Raw genomic sequence first — 14,494 nt, forward strand, 5'->3', positions numbered from 1 at the left:
GTTCGTCATAAGCTGCCGATGCTTCACAAGGCGAACCAGCTCTCGGTATTTTGCGGAACCGGGAAGATCAATATCGGTGCGTTCTGATATACGTTGGCGCACGCGACGCGCCGAGAGCGCTCCTGAGGCAAGGCGAACATATTCAAACCCGTCTGCCTACCTGCCAACCCTATGCTAGGGTTTGATGCTTTGGACGTTGAATATGCTTTCAGGTATGAAGCCGATGAAATCTGGGTCGGAGCAATCAGAACAAGCAGCGGCTCGGCTCAATCAAATAGCGACGAGGCTGCTCCGGTTGGCGCGCTCGCCCGCAAGGAACGCCGGACTGTCCAGTGCGCAATATTCCGCGATGGGCGTCATTTTTCAAAGGCCCGGAATAAGCTTGGTCGAACTGGCCGAGCACGAAGCAGTTCGACACCCCACCATGAGCCGCTTGGTACGCGCGTTGATCCAGTCAGAGTTGGTCCGCAAGTCGGCCAATGAAGGCGATCGGCGTGCGAACCACCTTGAGCTCACGGCCGCCGGCAGGAAGAAATATCTGCTGGCATCCGAGCGGCGTATCGCATTGTTCCGCCTCGTTCTTTCGAGATTGAGCCCTGGCGCTCGCGAGGAGGTTCTTTCGGTGGCAGAGTCAATGGCGGAACTTGTCGCCCCTCACAGCGAAGAAAGCTGATTGCCGCCTCCCATATATGTAGCTATGCTACGTTTATATCGGATCGTTTATCCGACCGCTGGGGGTGCTGATGCGAACGAATCTTCTCGGCCGCAACGGGTCACGATATGCGTCAGCAATCCTCCTCACCGTCGTATTGGTGGTCTATTTACTCAACGCTTCCTGGTTGGCCCGTGCGCCGACCGGCGCGCCCTCGCTTTTGGCACATCGCGGGGTGCACCAACTCTACGATCGTGCCGGTCTATCCCGTGACGCATGCACGGCGACGCGCATGCTGCCTTCGACGAACCCATATCTCGAGAACACCATTCCTTCGATGGCAGCAAGCTTCGCGCTTGGCGCCGATATCCTCGAACTCGACATTCACCCGACGACCGATCGCGATTTCGCGGTCTTTCATGACTGGACGCTCGACTGCCGCACCAACGGCCATGGAGTTACACGCGAGCATTCGATGAACGATCTGAAGGCGCTCGACATCGGCTGGAGCTACACGTCCGATGGCGGCAAGACCTTCCCTTTCCGCGGCAAGGGCGTAGGCATGATACCCAGTCTGATCGAGGTGCTTCGGCGATTCCCGCAGCACAGGTTCCTGCTCAACTTCAAGAGTCGCTGGCCCGGCGAGGCCGATCTGCTTCTTGGCTATCTCAGCGAACGTGATGTCGACATCGCGCGGCAGATCATGGTCTATGGCGATGCACGCCCCGTCGACCGTTGGCGGCAACTGACCGGGCGAGGCGCGGCATTCTCGATGGCGTCGGTGAAGGCCTGCACAGTAGGCTATCTGGAGCTGGGCTGGTCGACCGTCGTGCCGGAGGCATGCAGGGGCGGTGTGATCGGCGTTCCCATCGCATGGCGCCACGTCTTCTGGGGTTGGCCCAACCGATTCCTTGAAAGGATGCGCAAGGCGGGGACCGAGGTCATCCTTTTCGGCAACGTTCAAGGTGAAAACGGCGCTCCCGGTATTACTGATCCAAAGGATCTGATCGGTGTTCCGCCCGGGTTCGGCGGCATCGTCTGGGCGGACAGTATCGAACGGATCGGCCCGGCGTGGCGGTCGCGATTTGACGCCAGCCAAGGCACGCCGACACCGCACGTGCCGAACCTGCAGCACGGCCAAGAGGTGCGGCCATGATGGCGCCGCGCTTCGGCCTGCTGATCCTCGCACTCGTCGCAATGAGCGGATGCACGAACAAAAGTCCGACGGTGGCTAGCGCGGCGACCGTCATCGACCATGTGACCGTCCTCGACGGCCGCGGCGGACCGGGTAACGTCGATGCCCGTGTCGTGGTTCGCGACGGGCGCATCGTCAGCATTGCGCCAGCGTCTGGCGCGGTGCCGGAAGGCGCGGTGATCGATGGCCGGGGAAAATTCCTGCTGCCCGGATTCATCGATATGCACGCCCATCTTCTCTTTCCGCGATGCACGCCTGGCGATGGCCCACTAAGCTTTGACCGTGCGCTTTCAGAAAAGGCGCTTTCGCGAGAACTCGACTTCGGGATCACGATGGTTCGCAGCCCAGCTACCCCGACGATAGAAGGCCTCAAGCTGCGCGATGACCTCAACGCCGGCCGGGTTCGAGGTCCGCGTGCCTTGGCGTCTGCCGAACTCATCAACGACCAAACGCTGAGCGAGGCGCAGTTGCGACAGATCGTGCGCAACGCGCTTCCCTTTCGGCCTGACTATTTCAAGGTCTATGCGCGGTTAAGACCGGAGCAGGTGGCGACCGTCATAGACGAAGCCCACCGTCACGGCATCCCAGTCATCGGGCACCTGCAACGAACGACCTGGACCCAAGGCGTTGCCCTTGGCATCGACCATCTGGCGCACAGTGTGGACTGGTCCACCGACAGCCTTCCGGAGTCAGCCCGACCGGGCTATGTCGAGGCCCTGAAGAACAGAAGAGGCTTCCGGGCAAGGATCGATTGGCTCGAGGCGTTCGATCCCGATGGAGCCGGTCAACGAGAGTTGATCGCAGCCCTCGCCCGCAAGCGCATATCGGTCGATGTGACGCTCATCGCGTATGACGGCAAGTTCTCGCCACCGGATGAGCCACGATACCGTCAGAACCCGTATCTGCGCGCATTTCCGGAACTTCGCCACGATTGGGAGCGGTGCGACGACGTGACCGCGGAGTGGACGCCGGATGACTACCGGCGCTGGAAGGCGGCAAGGCCGAAGCTGTTCGCTTGGATACGGAAGATGCACGAGGGCGGCGTCCTCCTTGTCAGCGGGACCGACATGACCAACGAGTGGATCGTCCCCGGCGAAGGCCTGCATCAGGAATTCGAGTTGCTGGCCGAGGCCGGGCTGACGCCAAACCAGATCCTGCGCATGACCGGGACGAACGCAGCGGAAGCGCTCAAACGCGACGACGTGGGTATCGTCGAAGCAGGCCGGCGAGCTGATTTGGTTCTCCTCTCGAAGGATCCACGCAAATCGATATCGAACACGCGCTCGATCATCTGGGTCATGCAGGGCGGCAGGATCGTGGGACGAGGTAGGCCACGTCCATAGGATTCACTAGGGGAGAGGCCGTCATGTTCATGCGATGGGTTTTCGCAGGCGTTCTCCCGCCGACCGCAACAATTTGCGCAGACGCGTCTCAAAATACTTTGCAGCCCGCCGGTTCGCTCGATCGATCGAAGATTTCCAAAAGCGCGTCTGGTCCACCCTGCGGTTTGGGAGCCTTCAAGCCATGTGCAACAGCCGATATGGCCCGGTCTGTCCCCGACGCGCTTTCGCATCCAGAGCTTGGGTCCCTCGGCCCGCCTGCCGACCGGGAATGATGGCCGCGGGCAAACAACGTCAGTCGCCCCACGATGACGGTCTATCGCCCGAAGGGCGCCAACAGCGCAGTTGCGATCACCATGTTTCCCGGCGGCGGCTTGCCTTGGTGCATGTTGATAGCGCCAGTGGTGGGTTCCGCCAACATAGCAGTCGTTCGGCAGCAAAATCTGCTCCTTGGAAACTGTCATACGTTCACATGTTGCTGACCATCAGCAGCCGAGCGGCAAGCTGCCCTCGATGTCGCTCTGGATGATGTCGGGTGCGCCCTTCATCGCCGGTCTACTTGGTGTATGAGACATTGAAGCTCGAGCGCAGAAATTGGTCTTGCCTATTCTAACGGGGCGAAAGCCGTTAGTTCGTTGATCAAGCAAAGATGATTCATTGGGGTAGGTATGACTATCGCGATCGCATGGGTGCGGCGGATAACTGACTGCGAGGAACTTGTCTTCACGACCGACAGCCGCTTGTCGGGCACTGCATTCGATTTCGACGCCTGCCCGAAGGTGCTTCCCCTGCCGCGGAGTGATTGCGCAATCGCCTTCGCAGGGGAAACTGATCATGCTTATCCAATGATGCATCAGGTTGCAGCTGCCTTTGATGCTCACGCACCGCTTCGCCGCAGATCAATGGATTTGCCCGCAGCGAAGACCCATGCGCTCAAGATCATCGACGCAATGGGTGCAGCAATCCGGCCGTCGCCGCTCGTACATGGCCTTCCCGATGCGCAGCCGATTCCTAGCGCGGAGTTTCTATTCGGCGGGTATTCGTGGGTGAGGAAGGAGTTTCTCCTCTGGACCATAAAATACAGCAACCGTGAGAAACGACACCTAGCCCTGCCAGCCCCATGGATTGGCTTTGATTCTGACCCAGGCGGTGTCGGCCTGAGGAAGCGGCGGGCTGGCAATTTTCGACCTATCGCGCAGGTCGCGATAGCGGGGGATCAAGCGCCGATGGCGCGCGAACTGTTGGCCGCTCTGATAACAAAGAGGGACGACAGGTACTCGCTCGAGAAACTCGATTTTGAGCCATTCGAGGTGGTGCGTGATATGCTTCGAAGTGCATCCAAGCCGCATACTATTGGCGGGCCGCCGCAAGTGGTGAAGGTATACCAGTATTCGGACTGTGTGCCACTCGGGGTGTGGTGGCCCGATAGACCCAACGGTTCTCCTCACCTGCAAGGCAGAAGATGCTTCGGCTACGAAAGAACCGAAAGGTTTTTCCTTGATCCCGACACGCTCTTCAGTTCCCGGCTGCCAGAAGTAACACCGGATGACCGATCACCCGATGGTCAAGCTGTCTGACCGAGTTTCCGTGGATGCAACGCGACGCTGACAAAGCAGCCAGCCTCGGCACTACACAACCCATAAGACCTGCCAGCAACTCATATTCCGAAGCGCTTGGAGCTGGACCAAAACCTGTTGCGTCGAAATAGGTGATCCGCACGGAGGCGTGGGGAAAGGACTCATTATGGCCGATTATCGAGGAACCAGAATGTTGACCGGCGACAAGCGGACGAGGGAGGTGAAGCATTGGACGCAATGGCTTCGGCAGGTACCAGGGATAAGGCGCAAGTTCTGCCGGTGGACCGAGGATTTTGATCCTTTTCATTCTAACGAAGCTGCCAGCGTCGCCGTCCTGGCAAACGCAGCGGCTAAGGCAGGCTACCTAGCACATACCGAATATGTGGCGTTGAAGCGCCATCCTTCCCGAGGTAGACCGTTTAGACAAGGCAGGTGCGACCTATGGATCGCCGATGTCGATAACGAACTTTCGTGGGCTTTCGAGGTCAAGCAGCACTTCGCTGCTGCCAAGATCCGCCAGTCGACCTTCAATTCGCGCCTGGAGCGGGCATGCAACGACGCGAAAGATGTAGATCGCGACGAGGCCAACTCGCGGGTCGGCTGCCTGATCGTTGTGCCTGGATTGCACTTCGAGCAGACGCCAGATCTCGTCGAGCATTTCGATGATCTTTGTGCAGACGCGGATGTCGCGTTCCGGATCGGCGGAGGTGTAGGCTCGATATGGCTTGCGTTTGTATTTGTTGATTAGCGCCAAAATTGCGGTCGTCTAGCTATCCTGATCGCCCTGTCGAAAGCTGCCGTACGTTCACACAGGGACATTGGATACCTACCACGGGTAGCGGACAGCGTCATGGGTCACACTCACCAGCGATAACCATGTCCTGCTATCGCGAGCCGCCCGTCTTATTTCAAAAAATGGTCAGGTTTGCCCAATTGCGCCGAAGCTTCGCCGAGCCTTTACGCGGCCCTGTTCGCCCGAAGCGTGTCCTTGAATAGTTCGAAGGCCGTGGTGCCCTGCCGGTCGGGGTAATAGAGGTGGTAACCGGCGAATGGCTGGCACCACGGCTCCAGCAGGCGGATGAGATGGCCATCGGCCATCGGCGCCGCCACCAGATCCTCCAGAATGTAGAGGATTCCGAAACCCTCAAGCGCAGCGGCCACCAGCAGGTCGCCGTCGTTGAACACCGGCCCGCGGCCTGGCTTGACCGTCACCGCATGGCCGTCACGCTCGAACGACCAGGGAGACAGGTCGCCATGCGCGTCGCGGTAAGCGATACAGCGATGGCCTGCGAGGTCGGCGGGCTCCATCGGAACCGGATGCTCGCTCAGATAACCCGGAGCGGCCACCACCGCGACGCGCAGCGGAGGCCCGACCGCCAGCGCGATCATGTCCTTTTCCAATCGTTCGCCGAGCCGGATGCCGGCATCGTAGCGGCCCGCCACGACATCGGTCATTCCATTCTCCACGCACACCTCCACCTCAATGCCGGGGTGGCGCCGCATGAAGGATGGGAGCATCGGCCACAGCAACGTGTCCGCGGCGTGCTTGCCGGTCGTGATCCGGACGGTGCCGATCGCTGCCCCGCGTGCCTGGGACAGCGCCTCGATCTCGACGTCCAGCCCGGCCAGTGCCGGTGACAGGGTGGCGAGGAGGCGTTCGCCGGCAGCTGTCGGAGCGACGCTGCGCGTCGTTCGCGTGAGCAGGCGAAACCCGAGTCGTCCCTCCAGCCGCTTCATGGTCTGGCTCAACGCCGACTGCGTGACTCCGAGCCGCCTCGCGGCGCGCGTGAAGCTGCGGTCAGCGGCGATCGCCGCGAAGACGGCGAGGTCGCCGAGCTGATCCGGACGCATTGATGATCCCCGCTACTGAGCCCTATTACTGATTAGCCGATTATCTCGATCCATTAGCACGACTACCTAGCCGACGACAGCAGAAGCGAGGAGCAGGTGATGGGTAAGGTTTGGCTGGTAACGGGCGCAAGCCGGGGGCTGGGACGCGAGATCACGCGCGCGGCACTCGATGCGGGCGAGACGGTTGTGGCAACGGCGCGGTCTGCCGACGCGGTGCGCGATGTCTTTGGCGGTGAACACGATCGCCTGTGCGCTTTAGCGCTCGATATCACCGACGCCGAAGCCGCGAACGCGGTTGCCGCCGAGACCGTCAAGCGGTTCGGCGCGATTGACGTGCTGGTCAACAATGCCGGCTATGCCGAGCTGGGTTTCTTCGAGACCTTCACCGACGCTGCAGTGCGGCGTCAGTTCGAGGTCAATTTGTTCGGCACGATGAACGTCGCGCGTGCGGTCGTTCCTCACATGCGTGCGCGTCGCTCGGGTCTGATCGTCACCATATCGTCCGTCAGCGGGCTCGTCTCCAACGCCGGCGGAGCGGTCTACTCGGCGTCGAAGTTCGCCCTTGAGGGATGGATGGAAGGCTTTGCGCAGGAACTGGCACCGTTGGGTGTCCGCTCGCTTCTGATCGAGCCTGGGATGCTGCGCACCGAATTCATGGACGGCAAGTCGGCGAGCTTCGGCGGGATCGATATTCCGGACTATGCCGAGGCGATTGCGCAGTATTGCGCGTTCGTGGCCGATGCCAACGGCAATCAGCTGAACGATCCGAGACTGCTAGCCGCGCGGATCGTGGCGCTTGCTTCGCAGGGCGAGGCGCCATCGCGGCTCGTGTTCGGTGACGACGCCCGGCAGTGGGCCGGCGCGAAAGTGGATAAGTTGCGGCAGGAGATCGCCCAATCCGCCGATCGCGGCTGACACGACAGACGGCAAGGTAGGAGTAGGCGATTGCCCGGTACCGCTGACAAAGCAGCCCTTTCCGGCGCTTTGCCACTTCCCGAAACTTGCCTTTGGTTCACATTTCAGGAGCACGCGTAGCGACGGAAGCTGTCGCACGGTGAGTGGACGCCAGGCGCCGCGCGTGGCAGATTCTGCGACCAGCAGGACGCCTTAATTTGGATCGTCGAATGCGGATCGGGGGGCCAAAACATGAAAAGCGGGATTACTGGTGTGGTCGGGATCTTTGTCGCTGTAGTCGCCATCGGTGCGCTAGCCATCTTCGATCACGCTTCCGGTGCCGAGGCATCCATTCAAGACCAAGCGGCAGTTTACAACGCGGTGCTCGCATCCTGGCAGGGCAAGGAACAGGGGCATCAACTCGTTGACGAGCATTTGAGCGAAGCTCCGTCGAAAGCCGACGCGGAGTTTGAGGAATGCGCGAAAGGATTAGATTTCCCGGCTGGAAGTGATGCCCGGAAAAATAAATCCCTTATAGGCATTCCCCTTCAGGCTAAGGGCATCGAGATCATCGACGGATCCAAATGGGCTCCAGCCGACCTAGGAGCGGCCATTGCAAACGGCGAGGCCGTTGAAACAGCGGTCAAGGAAGGCTTCTCACATTCCCTGATATCGCTTTCACAGATCACCTTCAGCAACGACGGCAGGGATGCGCTGGTGAAATTCGGTATGGCTTGTGGAAGTTTGTGTGGATCAGGGTCAACCATCCACCTGCATAAGCGTTCAACGGGGTGGAGCATAGTGGACAGATGTGGAGCCTGGATGTCCTGAGGCACTGCTCCCGCGCACGGGCCCGCATGTTCGCCAACCGCCTGAATAGCGGACATTCACCGGATCAACGCCTCTCTTTCATACCTGCCGATCGTTCATACGGATGGACCGGCTTCCCAAAGATCTCGGGAAGCCGGAGTTTTCAAATCGCGGTCCTCTCGGACAAAGTTAGCGCATCATCGACATCCACGCCGAGGTATCTGACAGTATTTTCGATGTTGGTATGGCCGAGCAGGATTTGCACTGCCCGAAGATTCCCTGTGGCCTTGTAGATCAACGCCGCTTTGGTCCGTCGCATAGAGTGCGTGCCATATTCCCGTCTGTCGAGGCCGATCGTCGACACCCATTCGTCGACGAGGCGCGCATATTGTCGTGTGCTCAAGTGACCGAGGTAGTCGATCCTGCTCGGAAATACGAAGTCGCAAATCGTACCGCCGCGCCGATCGAGCCAGGCTTTCAGACTCTTGCGCGCTTCGGACATGATCTCGAATTGAACGGGGCGAGCGGTCTTTTGCTGGATAACGGTGGCGCGATCACGGAAGGAGCCTGCGCTCATCAGGTCGCCTATCCTGATCTTGACCAGATCGCAGCCACGCAGCTTGCTGTCGATAGCCAGGTCGAACAGTGCGCGGTCACGCAGCCGTTTATGCTCGTCGAGATAAAAGCGAATCGCCCAGATGTCGCGCGGCTTGAGTGGGCGCTTGGGCCCTACGTTCTGCCCTGCATTCCAAGGGCGCCGGTCGTGCACCGCAGGGTCGAGGTCTGAATGTCCCATGATGTTTCTCCACTGGCCGGAATGGCCGGCGCGAAGATAGGACGACGCCCAGCCCGCTGAGGCATGACAGCTCAATACGACCTAAGCCTTCCGAGGCTGCCGGCCCAGCCAGAGCCGCCAGGCAGGAAGGCGCGGGAGAACTACGCGGTCGAGAATCAGGACAATAATCAATGACACCCCGAACAATGGGAGGAGCACGGCGAGCAGGATGATCGAGGCAGTCAGCCAGAGCGAGAAACGCGGCCGCGCGCCTGGCGCTGGCGCGCCGAGCATACCCGATGGTCGCCGACGCCACCACATCACCACCGCACTAATCGATACCGTCAGCAGGCTGATCGCGGTGAGCACCAAGACCGCCTGGTTGAGGCGGCCAAACAGATGGCCTTCGTGCGTTGCAATGACGACGTTGACCACCTTGTCCACGATATTTTCCTGCGCGAACGTTCGTTCCCCGGTGACCGCGCCGGTGGCGGGATCGATTGTGTAAGTCACGCGCAGCGGCCGATCCTGAATCTGCGAGGCAATGGTCCAGTCACGGAATCCGGCGGGCGGCGGCGTGATCCATACAGGCTGCGGGACATGCAGCCGCGAAGCGAGTGGCACCACCGTGTCGAGGACGTGCAGATCGACCCGAGGCTGATCATCCGGCAGGCCATCCGGCGCGGCGACTTGTACCATTGCGGCCATCTCGGCGGTGGTCATGCCAGGCATGCCACCTTGCGGCGGCGCTGGTGTCTTACCGCCAAGATTGCGCTTCGCCGCCGGCTGGTTGGTCGTCCCCACCGGCCAGTCTGGCGCACCGGCGGTGACCGACCACAGGTTGCGCGTCCAGCTCAGGTAATTGCCCCAATTGGATGACCAGGGCAGCCCGCTGAGCAGCAGGAATAGCGCGATGAGCGAGACCCAGAAGCCGGTGACGCCGTGCAGGTCGCGCCAGAACAATCGCCCACGTCGGCGAAGTCGCGGATAGAGCACGCCGCCCAGCCCGCGTTGTCCACGCGGCCACCACAGATAGAGGCCCGTCAGAATCATTACGATCGCCCAGCAGGCGGCGAGTTCGACGATCATCGAACCGCGATTGCCGAGCAGCAGCTGGCCGTGAAGGTGCGCTACGATGTCCATCGGCCGGCGATCGTTGCGCTGCACCTTCATCGGCTTGAGTGTGCCGGGGTTGATATAGACGCGGTAAGGAATCGCGCCCTTCGTCACCACCACCTGCCCGGCGCCGGTCGGCGTCGCAGGCGGCTGGTAAAGCGTGAAGGCCGACCCAGGAATCGCGGCGATCGCAGCGCGCGCCTCGGCGGAAGGAGCCGCTGCCAGGCCCGCAAGGTGCAATGATTCATACGGACGGTCGAGCCACGCCTCGATGTCCGGCCGGAAGATGTAGATCGATCCGGTGATTGCCAGCCAGCATATGAAGGGAATGCAGAACAGCCCGGCATAGAAATGCCAGCGCCATATTGCGGCGTAATCAGGCCAGCGGGCACGCGGCTTACCTTCGGCGCCCGACGCTCTCACAACTCCCTCCGGAGCGAGATCGCGAAGCTCCTCGGCTCGCCGGGATACAGACCGGCCGACAGCGACTGGAACACCGGGGTTCCGACATAATAATGCTTGTCGAACAGGTTCTTGAGGTTGAGCTGCGCGTGCCAGTGGCCGATCGTGTAGCCGAGATCCGTGTCGAACACCGTATAGGCATGGAGATCGGGCGTCGGCGTCGACGACCGGTCATAGGTCTTGACCGCCCCCATGTAGCGCATCCCGCCGCCGACCGAGATGCCGTTCGGCAGTGCGTAGCTGGTATAGAGATCGGCGGTGGACCGGGGCAGCCAGGGCCGTGTCTCGCCGACATTGCTGGGATGTTCGGGATCCTTGGTTACTCTGGGATCGAGCAACGCGAGACCGGCCTTGACCTGCCAATGATCGGTGATCGCGCCGGTCGCCTCCAGCTCGGCACCGCGATGCCGCACGCCCGCCGCGCGGTAGAGCGCCTCGCCATCGATCATCGTGTCATAGACCGCGACGTTGCTCTCATCGATCTGGAACAGCGCGCCCGTCAGCAGGATGTGATGGCCGAGCAGATATTTGGCGCCGATCTCATATTGCTTGCCCTTCACCGGCGGCAGCACGTCGTGACCGACATCGATCCTCAGGTTGGGCTGATAGGATTCGCTGTACGAGCCGTAGAAATTGAGCCCGCGCGCCGGCGTGACAATCGCTGCGGCGCGATAGCTCAACTGGTTCCCGGGGTTATATTGCTGGAAAGCGCCGTCATAGACCTGCTGGTCGACCTTGGGACGCGAATAGGCAATGCCGCCGACCAGCGTCACCGGATCGGCCACCTTGATGACCGCCTGTGCCGAGCCGGTCAGATAATTCATCCGCTGATCCTGCTCGTAGCCGCCCGGCACCGGCGTTAGCGCGTTGAACGCATCGCTGACCGCCTGATCGCCGTCGAAGATATTGGCGGTGCCGCCATCGAAATTCAGCTCCGAGATGAAATAGCGGTAGTGCTGATAACGAAGCGATGCCGATAGCGTGCTGCCGGGAAGCCCGAGATCGTCGAGCTTGCGTATCGTGGTTCCTGCCACGGTGAAGTCGTAGACGCGCCAGTCGCTGAAATGCTCGCCATTGATCGGGAAGCTGCCGTCGGTGGCGATGAAGCCATAGGGATAGACGTTGTCGCCGCCATGGGTGGTATATTGATATACCGTCTTAAGATCGAACGACCACAGATCCGATGGCCTCCATGTGAGCCCCGCGTCGGTCCGCCTGGCCTGCGCCAGCGCGCGGAAGTCCGAGCCGCCGACTAAGAACGAACGCGCCACCGGGACGGGGGAACCGTCAGTGAAGGTGGGGATGCCGTTATAGGGCGTGTCCTCGGTGCGTTGGTAGTTCACGTGCAGATAGCCGCTGAGCGTCGGCGTGACGTCCACATCCAGCCCGCCGTAGAGCACGGTCTTGTTGAGGTGGACGAAGTCGACGAAGCTGCCGCCCTGTTCGTGCGCGGCGACGGCGATGGCACGGATCGTGCCCGAGGCGTTAAGCGCGCCAGCTACCTGCCCCTCCAGCCGCCAACGGCTCCATGAGCCGCCGAGCGCCTCGACATAGCTTGGTGTATGGGGTCCGGCGCTTTTCGACACCAAGTTGACGACGCCGCCGGGGCTCTGCGCGCCATAGACGACCGACGCCGGCCCCTTGACCAGCTCGTAGCGCTCCAGCGTTGCGGGGTCAGGATCGGTGATCTGGTCGCCGACCAGCAAGCCATCGACCGCGTAATTGGCGGCAAAGCCGCGCAGCCACAGCTGATTGCCGTAGCTCGGGCTGTAGCTCGCCCACAGCGCGCCCGGCGTATATTGCGCGATCTCACCCATGTTCTTGAGATCGGCGGCCTTGACGAAATCATTGTTCACCAGGCTGATCGACTGCGGCACCTTTTCGATCGGAAGCGGCAGGTTGGTGATCCCGCTCGTATCGGCGTCGAGGAAGCGATAGCCGGTGACGACGATGTCGCCGCTGTCGTTCGTTGAACTCGACCCCACATCCTGAGGTGTAGCGGGAGCGACAGCCGTCGTGTCACCATCGGCGGCGTAGGCCGGCGCGGACAGCGCGACGAGCGATATGCCCGCCGCAATCAGAAATCTGGACATGAAAAACCCTGTTCGCCAGTCGACCGGTCGGCTCGCGGACGCCGGTCGGCATCCTGGAAAAGCCGGTGTGCGCCATTGGCACCCACCGGAGTTATCGATCAGATGACGCAGTGAATTGCGCGCTCAGACGATCGCGGGCGGTCCGGTGATGGGCGGCCAGAGCGCGCGCGGCACAGCGACGGTAATGCGCTCGGGCAAGCGGAAGAGCGTGGTGACGATAAAAAGGAGGGCGACCGCCAGTAGCAGCGGATCGGCCGCCGCCAGCGACGGCAGCGACAAGCCCGCGAACGGACAGATGCTGTCCTTGTTATCGGACTGACGATCATGGTGCTCGTGATGGGGCCCAGCCGCCTTTGTCGGCGTCATGCCGGGCATTGGCGCCATCAGCCCGTTACCGGTCAACTGCATGGGGCCATGGCCGGAACACAAGGTGATGACGACATGGCCGTTTTCGACGACGGGCATGAAGCCGCTGGGCACTGCCATGCGCGCCAGCATCGCCATCGCGATCAGCGCGAACGCCATCGCCCAGCGGCGACCCAGGATATGGCGAAGGTTGGCCATCGGCAGCCGTCTAGCGCTCCGCGCGCTCGCCGTCACCTGGCGTGTTGCCGGCCGTGCCGCTCCGGCTTCGACGATCTAAGCATCCGAGGCTACGTTTTCCGCCAACAAGCCGGACGTTGAAGGGCGGAATCGGACAGCATGATATCTTCCCTTCGTTAATCCAGATGGGGAACGGCAGCTTCGCGCCTTCGGCTCGTCCACTGAGTCTCTATAAGCGGCGAACGAAAGCGGTCCTCCCGGTCAGCCGCCGTTTTGCATCAAACCATCGCCTGGTATGATCGCAAGTGTTCGCTCCAGGTCGCGGCTCGCCACGATCGCGGCCAGATAGCCATCGGGGCGGACCAGCGCCCACTGACCTGCCGCCAAGCCATAGGCGTCGGCGACGTGCCCCTCGTCATCGACGATGTCTCCGCGTTCGCCAACAGTGACGATGCGGAGATACGTGCGCGGTGCCGGTCGCCCTTCGACGTCATAGCCCAGCACCGTCCAGTGCGGCCCCCGGAACAGGTCGAACAGCCGGGTGGGTTGGCCCGCCTGGCCCCGACAAGGGGCGTCCGGCGCGCGATCGCCCGCCTGCACCCGCGCCGTGCCGATCGAACCCGGCAATGCCAGCGATGATCCGCGGTACCCAAGATCGAGTTGGCGCACCTCACGGTTGCGCTGCATCGCGCCCTTTCTGGCTTCGTCGAGCAGACGCGTCGACAGGCCGAGCATCTCCGCCGCGACCGGTCGTCGCTCCTCCTCATAGGTGTCGAGTAACGCGGCGGGGCCGCCGTCGAGTATGGCGGCCAGCTTCCAGCCGAGATTGTAGGCATCCTGCACACTGGTGTTGAGCCCTTGTCCGCCCGTTGGCGGATGGATGTGCGCGGCGTCGCCGGCCAGGAAGACGCGCCCGACGCGATAGCGCTCGGCAAGGCGGGCGTTCATCGAATAGACCGACGCCCACGAAACCGCGTGGACGGCGATGTCGGCACGGCCCGTCCGCTCTGCGATCAAGGCGGTCAGCGCAGCTGGCGAGAGGTCCACCTCTCCATCGGACGGCACCGGCCCCTGAATCTGGAAAAGATCCGTGCCCGCCAGCGGGCAGATCATCACCATGCTCGCATCGGTGCCGAGCTGGAAGCGATGCCACGCCGTGCGGTCGAGACCATCGAGCCTAACATCA

13 protein-coding genes are annotated in these 14,494 nt (G+C 61.7%); 7 read left to right on the forward strand and 6 right to left on the reverse strand.

Annotated features, from left to right (window positions below):
* Positions 1-202: 202 nt before the first annotated feature.
* The 5 genes from KY084_RS02040 (at position 203) to KY084_RS02060 (ending at position 5,512) form a co-directional block, all read left to right on the forward strand.
* Entirely contained in the window at positions 203-673 is a 471-nt protein-coding gene (locus tag KY084_RS02040; RefSeq protein WP_246586805.1) for a MarR family winged helix-turn-helix transcriptional regulator, read from the forward strand.
* 70 nt (positions 674-743) lie between these two features.
* The gene (locus tag KY084_RS02045) at positions 744-1,808 is read left to right on the forward strand and encodes a glycerophosphodiester phosphodiesterase family protein (protein WP_219236798.1); all 1,065 of its coding nucleotides are present in this window, start codon (positions 744-746) and stop codon (positions 1,806-1,808) included.
* Positions 1,805-3,190: an amidohydrolase family protein gene (locus KY084_RS02050; RefSeq protein WP_219236732.1), complete on the forward strand. Its 1,386-nt coding sequence runs from the start codon at positions 1,805-1,807 to the stop codon at positions 3,188-3,190. The genes KY084_RS02045 and KY084_RS02050 overlap by 4 nt, the downstream gene beginning before the upstream one ends.
* 665 nt (positions 3,191-3,855) lie before the next feature.
* Positions 3,856-4,764: a hypothetical protein gene (locus KY084_RS02055; RefSeq protein WP_219236733.1), complete on the forward strand. Its 909-nt coding sequence runs from the start codon at positions 3,856-3,858 to the stop codon at positions 4,762-4,764.
* A gap of 166 nt (positions 4,765-4,930) precedes the next feature.
* A complete protein-coding gene (locus KY084_RS02060) occupies positions 4,931-5,512 on the forward strand; it encodes a hypothetical protein (RefSeq protein WP_219236734.1) in 582 nt (193 codons plus the stop codon).
* Positions 5,513-5,721: 209 nt separating this feature from the next.
* On the opposite strand, the gene KY084_RS02065 is transcribed toward KY084_RS02060, so the two are convergent.
* Positions 5,722-6,615, reverse strand: a complete 894-nt coding sequence (locus tag KY084_RS02065; RefSeq protein ID WP_219236735.1) for a LysR family transcriptional regulator — start codon at positions 6,613-6,615, stop codon at positions 5,722-5,724.
* 99 nt (positions 6,616-6,714) lie between these two features.
* Between KY084_RS02065 and KY084_RS02070 the strand changes: the two genes are divergently transcribed.
* Positions 6,715-7,530 carry an SDR family NAD(P)-dependent oxidoreductase gene (locus KY084_RS02070; protein WP_219236736.1) on the forward strand — a complete coding sequence of 272 codons (816 nt, stop codon included), beginning with the start codon at positions 6,715-6,717 and terminating at the stop codon, positions 7,528-7,530.
* Between the two features lie 231 nt (positions 7,531-7,761).
* Positions 7,762-8,340 (forward strand): hypothetical protein, encoded by a 579-nt coding sequence (locus KY084_RS02075; RefSeq protein ID WP_219236737.1) that lies wholly within the window; start codon positions 7,762-7,764, stop codon positions 8,338-8,340.
* 142 nt (positions 8,341-8,482) lie between these two features.
* On the opposite strand, the gene KY084_RS02080 is transcribed toward KY084_RS02075, so the two are convergent.
* The 5 genes from KY084_RS02080 to KY084_RS02100 form a co-directional block, all read right to left on the reverse strand.
* On the reverse strand, positions 8,483-9,115 hold the full coding sequence (locus KY084_RS02080) for a tyrosine-type recombinase/integrase (protein ID WP_219236738.1): 633 nt from the start codon (positions 9,113-9,115) through the stop codon (positions 8,483-8,485).
* Positions 9,116-9,196: 81 nt separating this feature from the next.
* Positions 9,197-10,633, reverse strand: coding sequence for a PepSY-associated TM helix domain-containing protein (locus tag KY084_RS02085; protein ID WP_219236739.1), 1,437 nt, complete (start codon positions 10,631-10,633; stop codon positions 9,197-9,199).
* Positions 10,630-12,765 (reverse strand): TonB-dependent siderophore receptor, encoded by a 2,136-nt coding sequence (locus tag KY084_RS02090; RefSeq protein WP_219236740.1) that lies wholly within the window; start codon positions 12,763-12,765, stop codon positions 10,630-10,632. Before KY084_RS02090 ends, KY084_RS02085 begins: the two co-directional genes overlap by 4 nt.
* A 123-nt stretch (positions 12,766-12,888) precedes the next feature.
* Positions 12,889-13,329 carry a hypothetical protein gene (locus KY084_RS02095; protein ID WP_219236741.1) on the reverse strand — a complete coding sequence of 147 codons (441 nt, stop codon included), beginning with the start codon at positions 13,327-13,329 and terminating at the stop codon, positions 12,889-12,891.
* 240 nt (positions 13,330-13,569) lie between these two features.
* Positions 13,570-14,494 (reverse strand): FAD-dependent monooxygenase (locus KY084_RS02100; protein ID WP_219236742.1); only part of this gene is annotated, 925 nt, incomplete at its 5' end.

The organism is Stakelama flava, assembly GCF_019351405.1.
Taxonomy (GTDB): Bacteria; Pseudomonadota; Alphaproteobacteria; order Sphingomonadales; family Sphingomonadaceae; genus Sphingomonas; species Sphingomonas flava_A.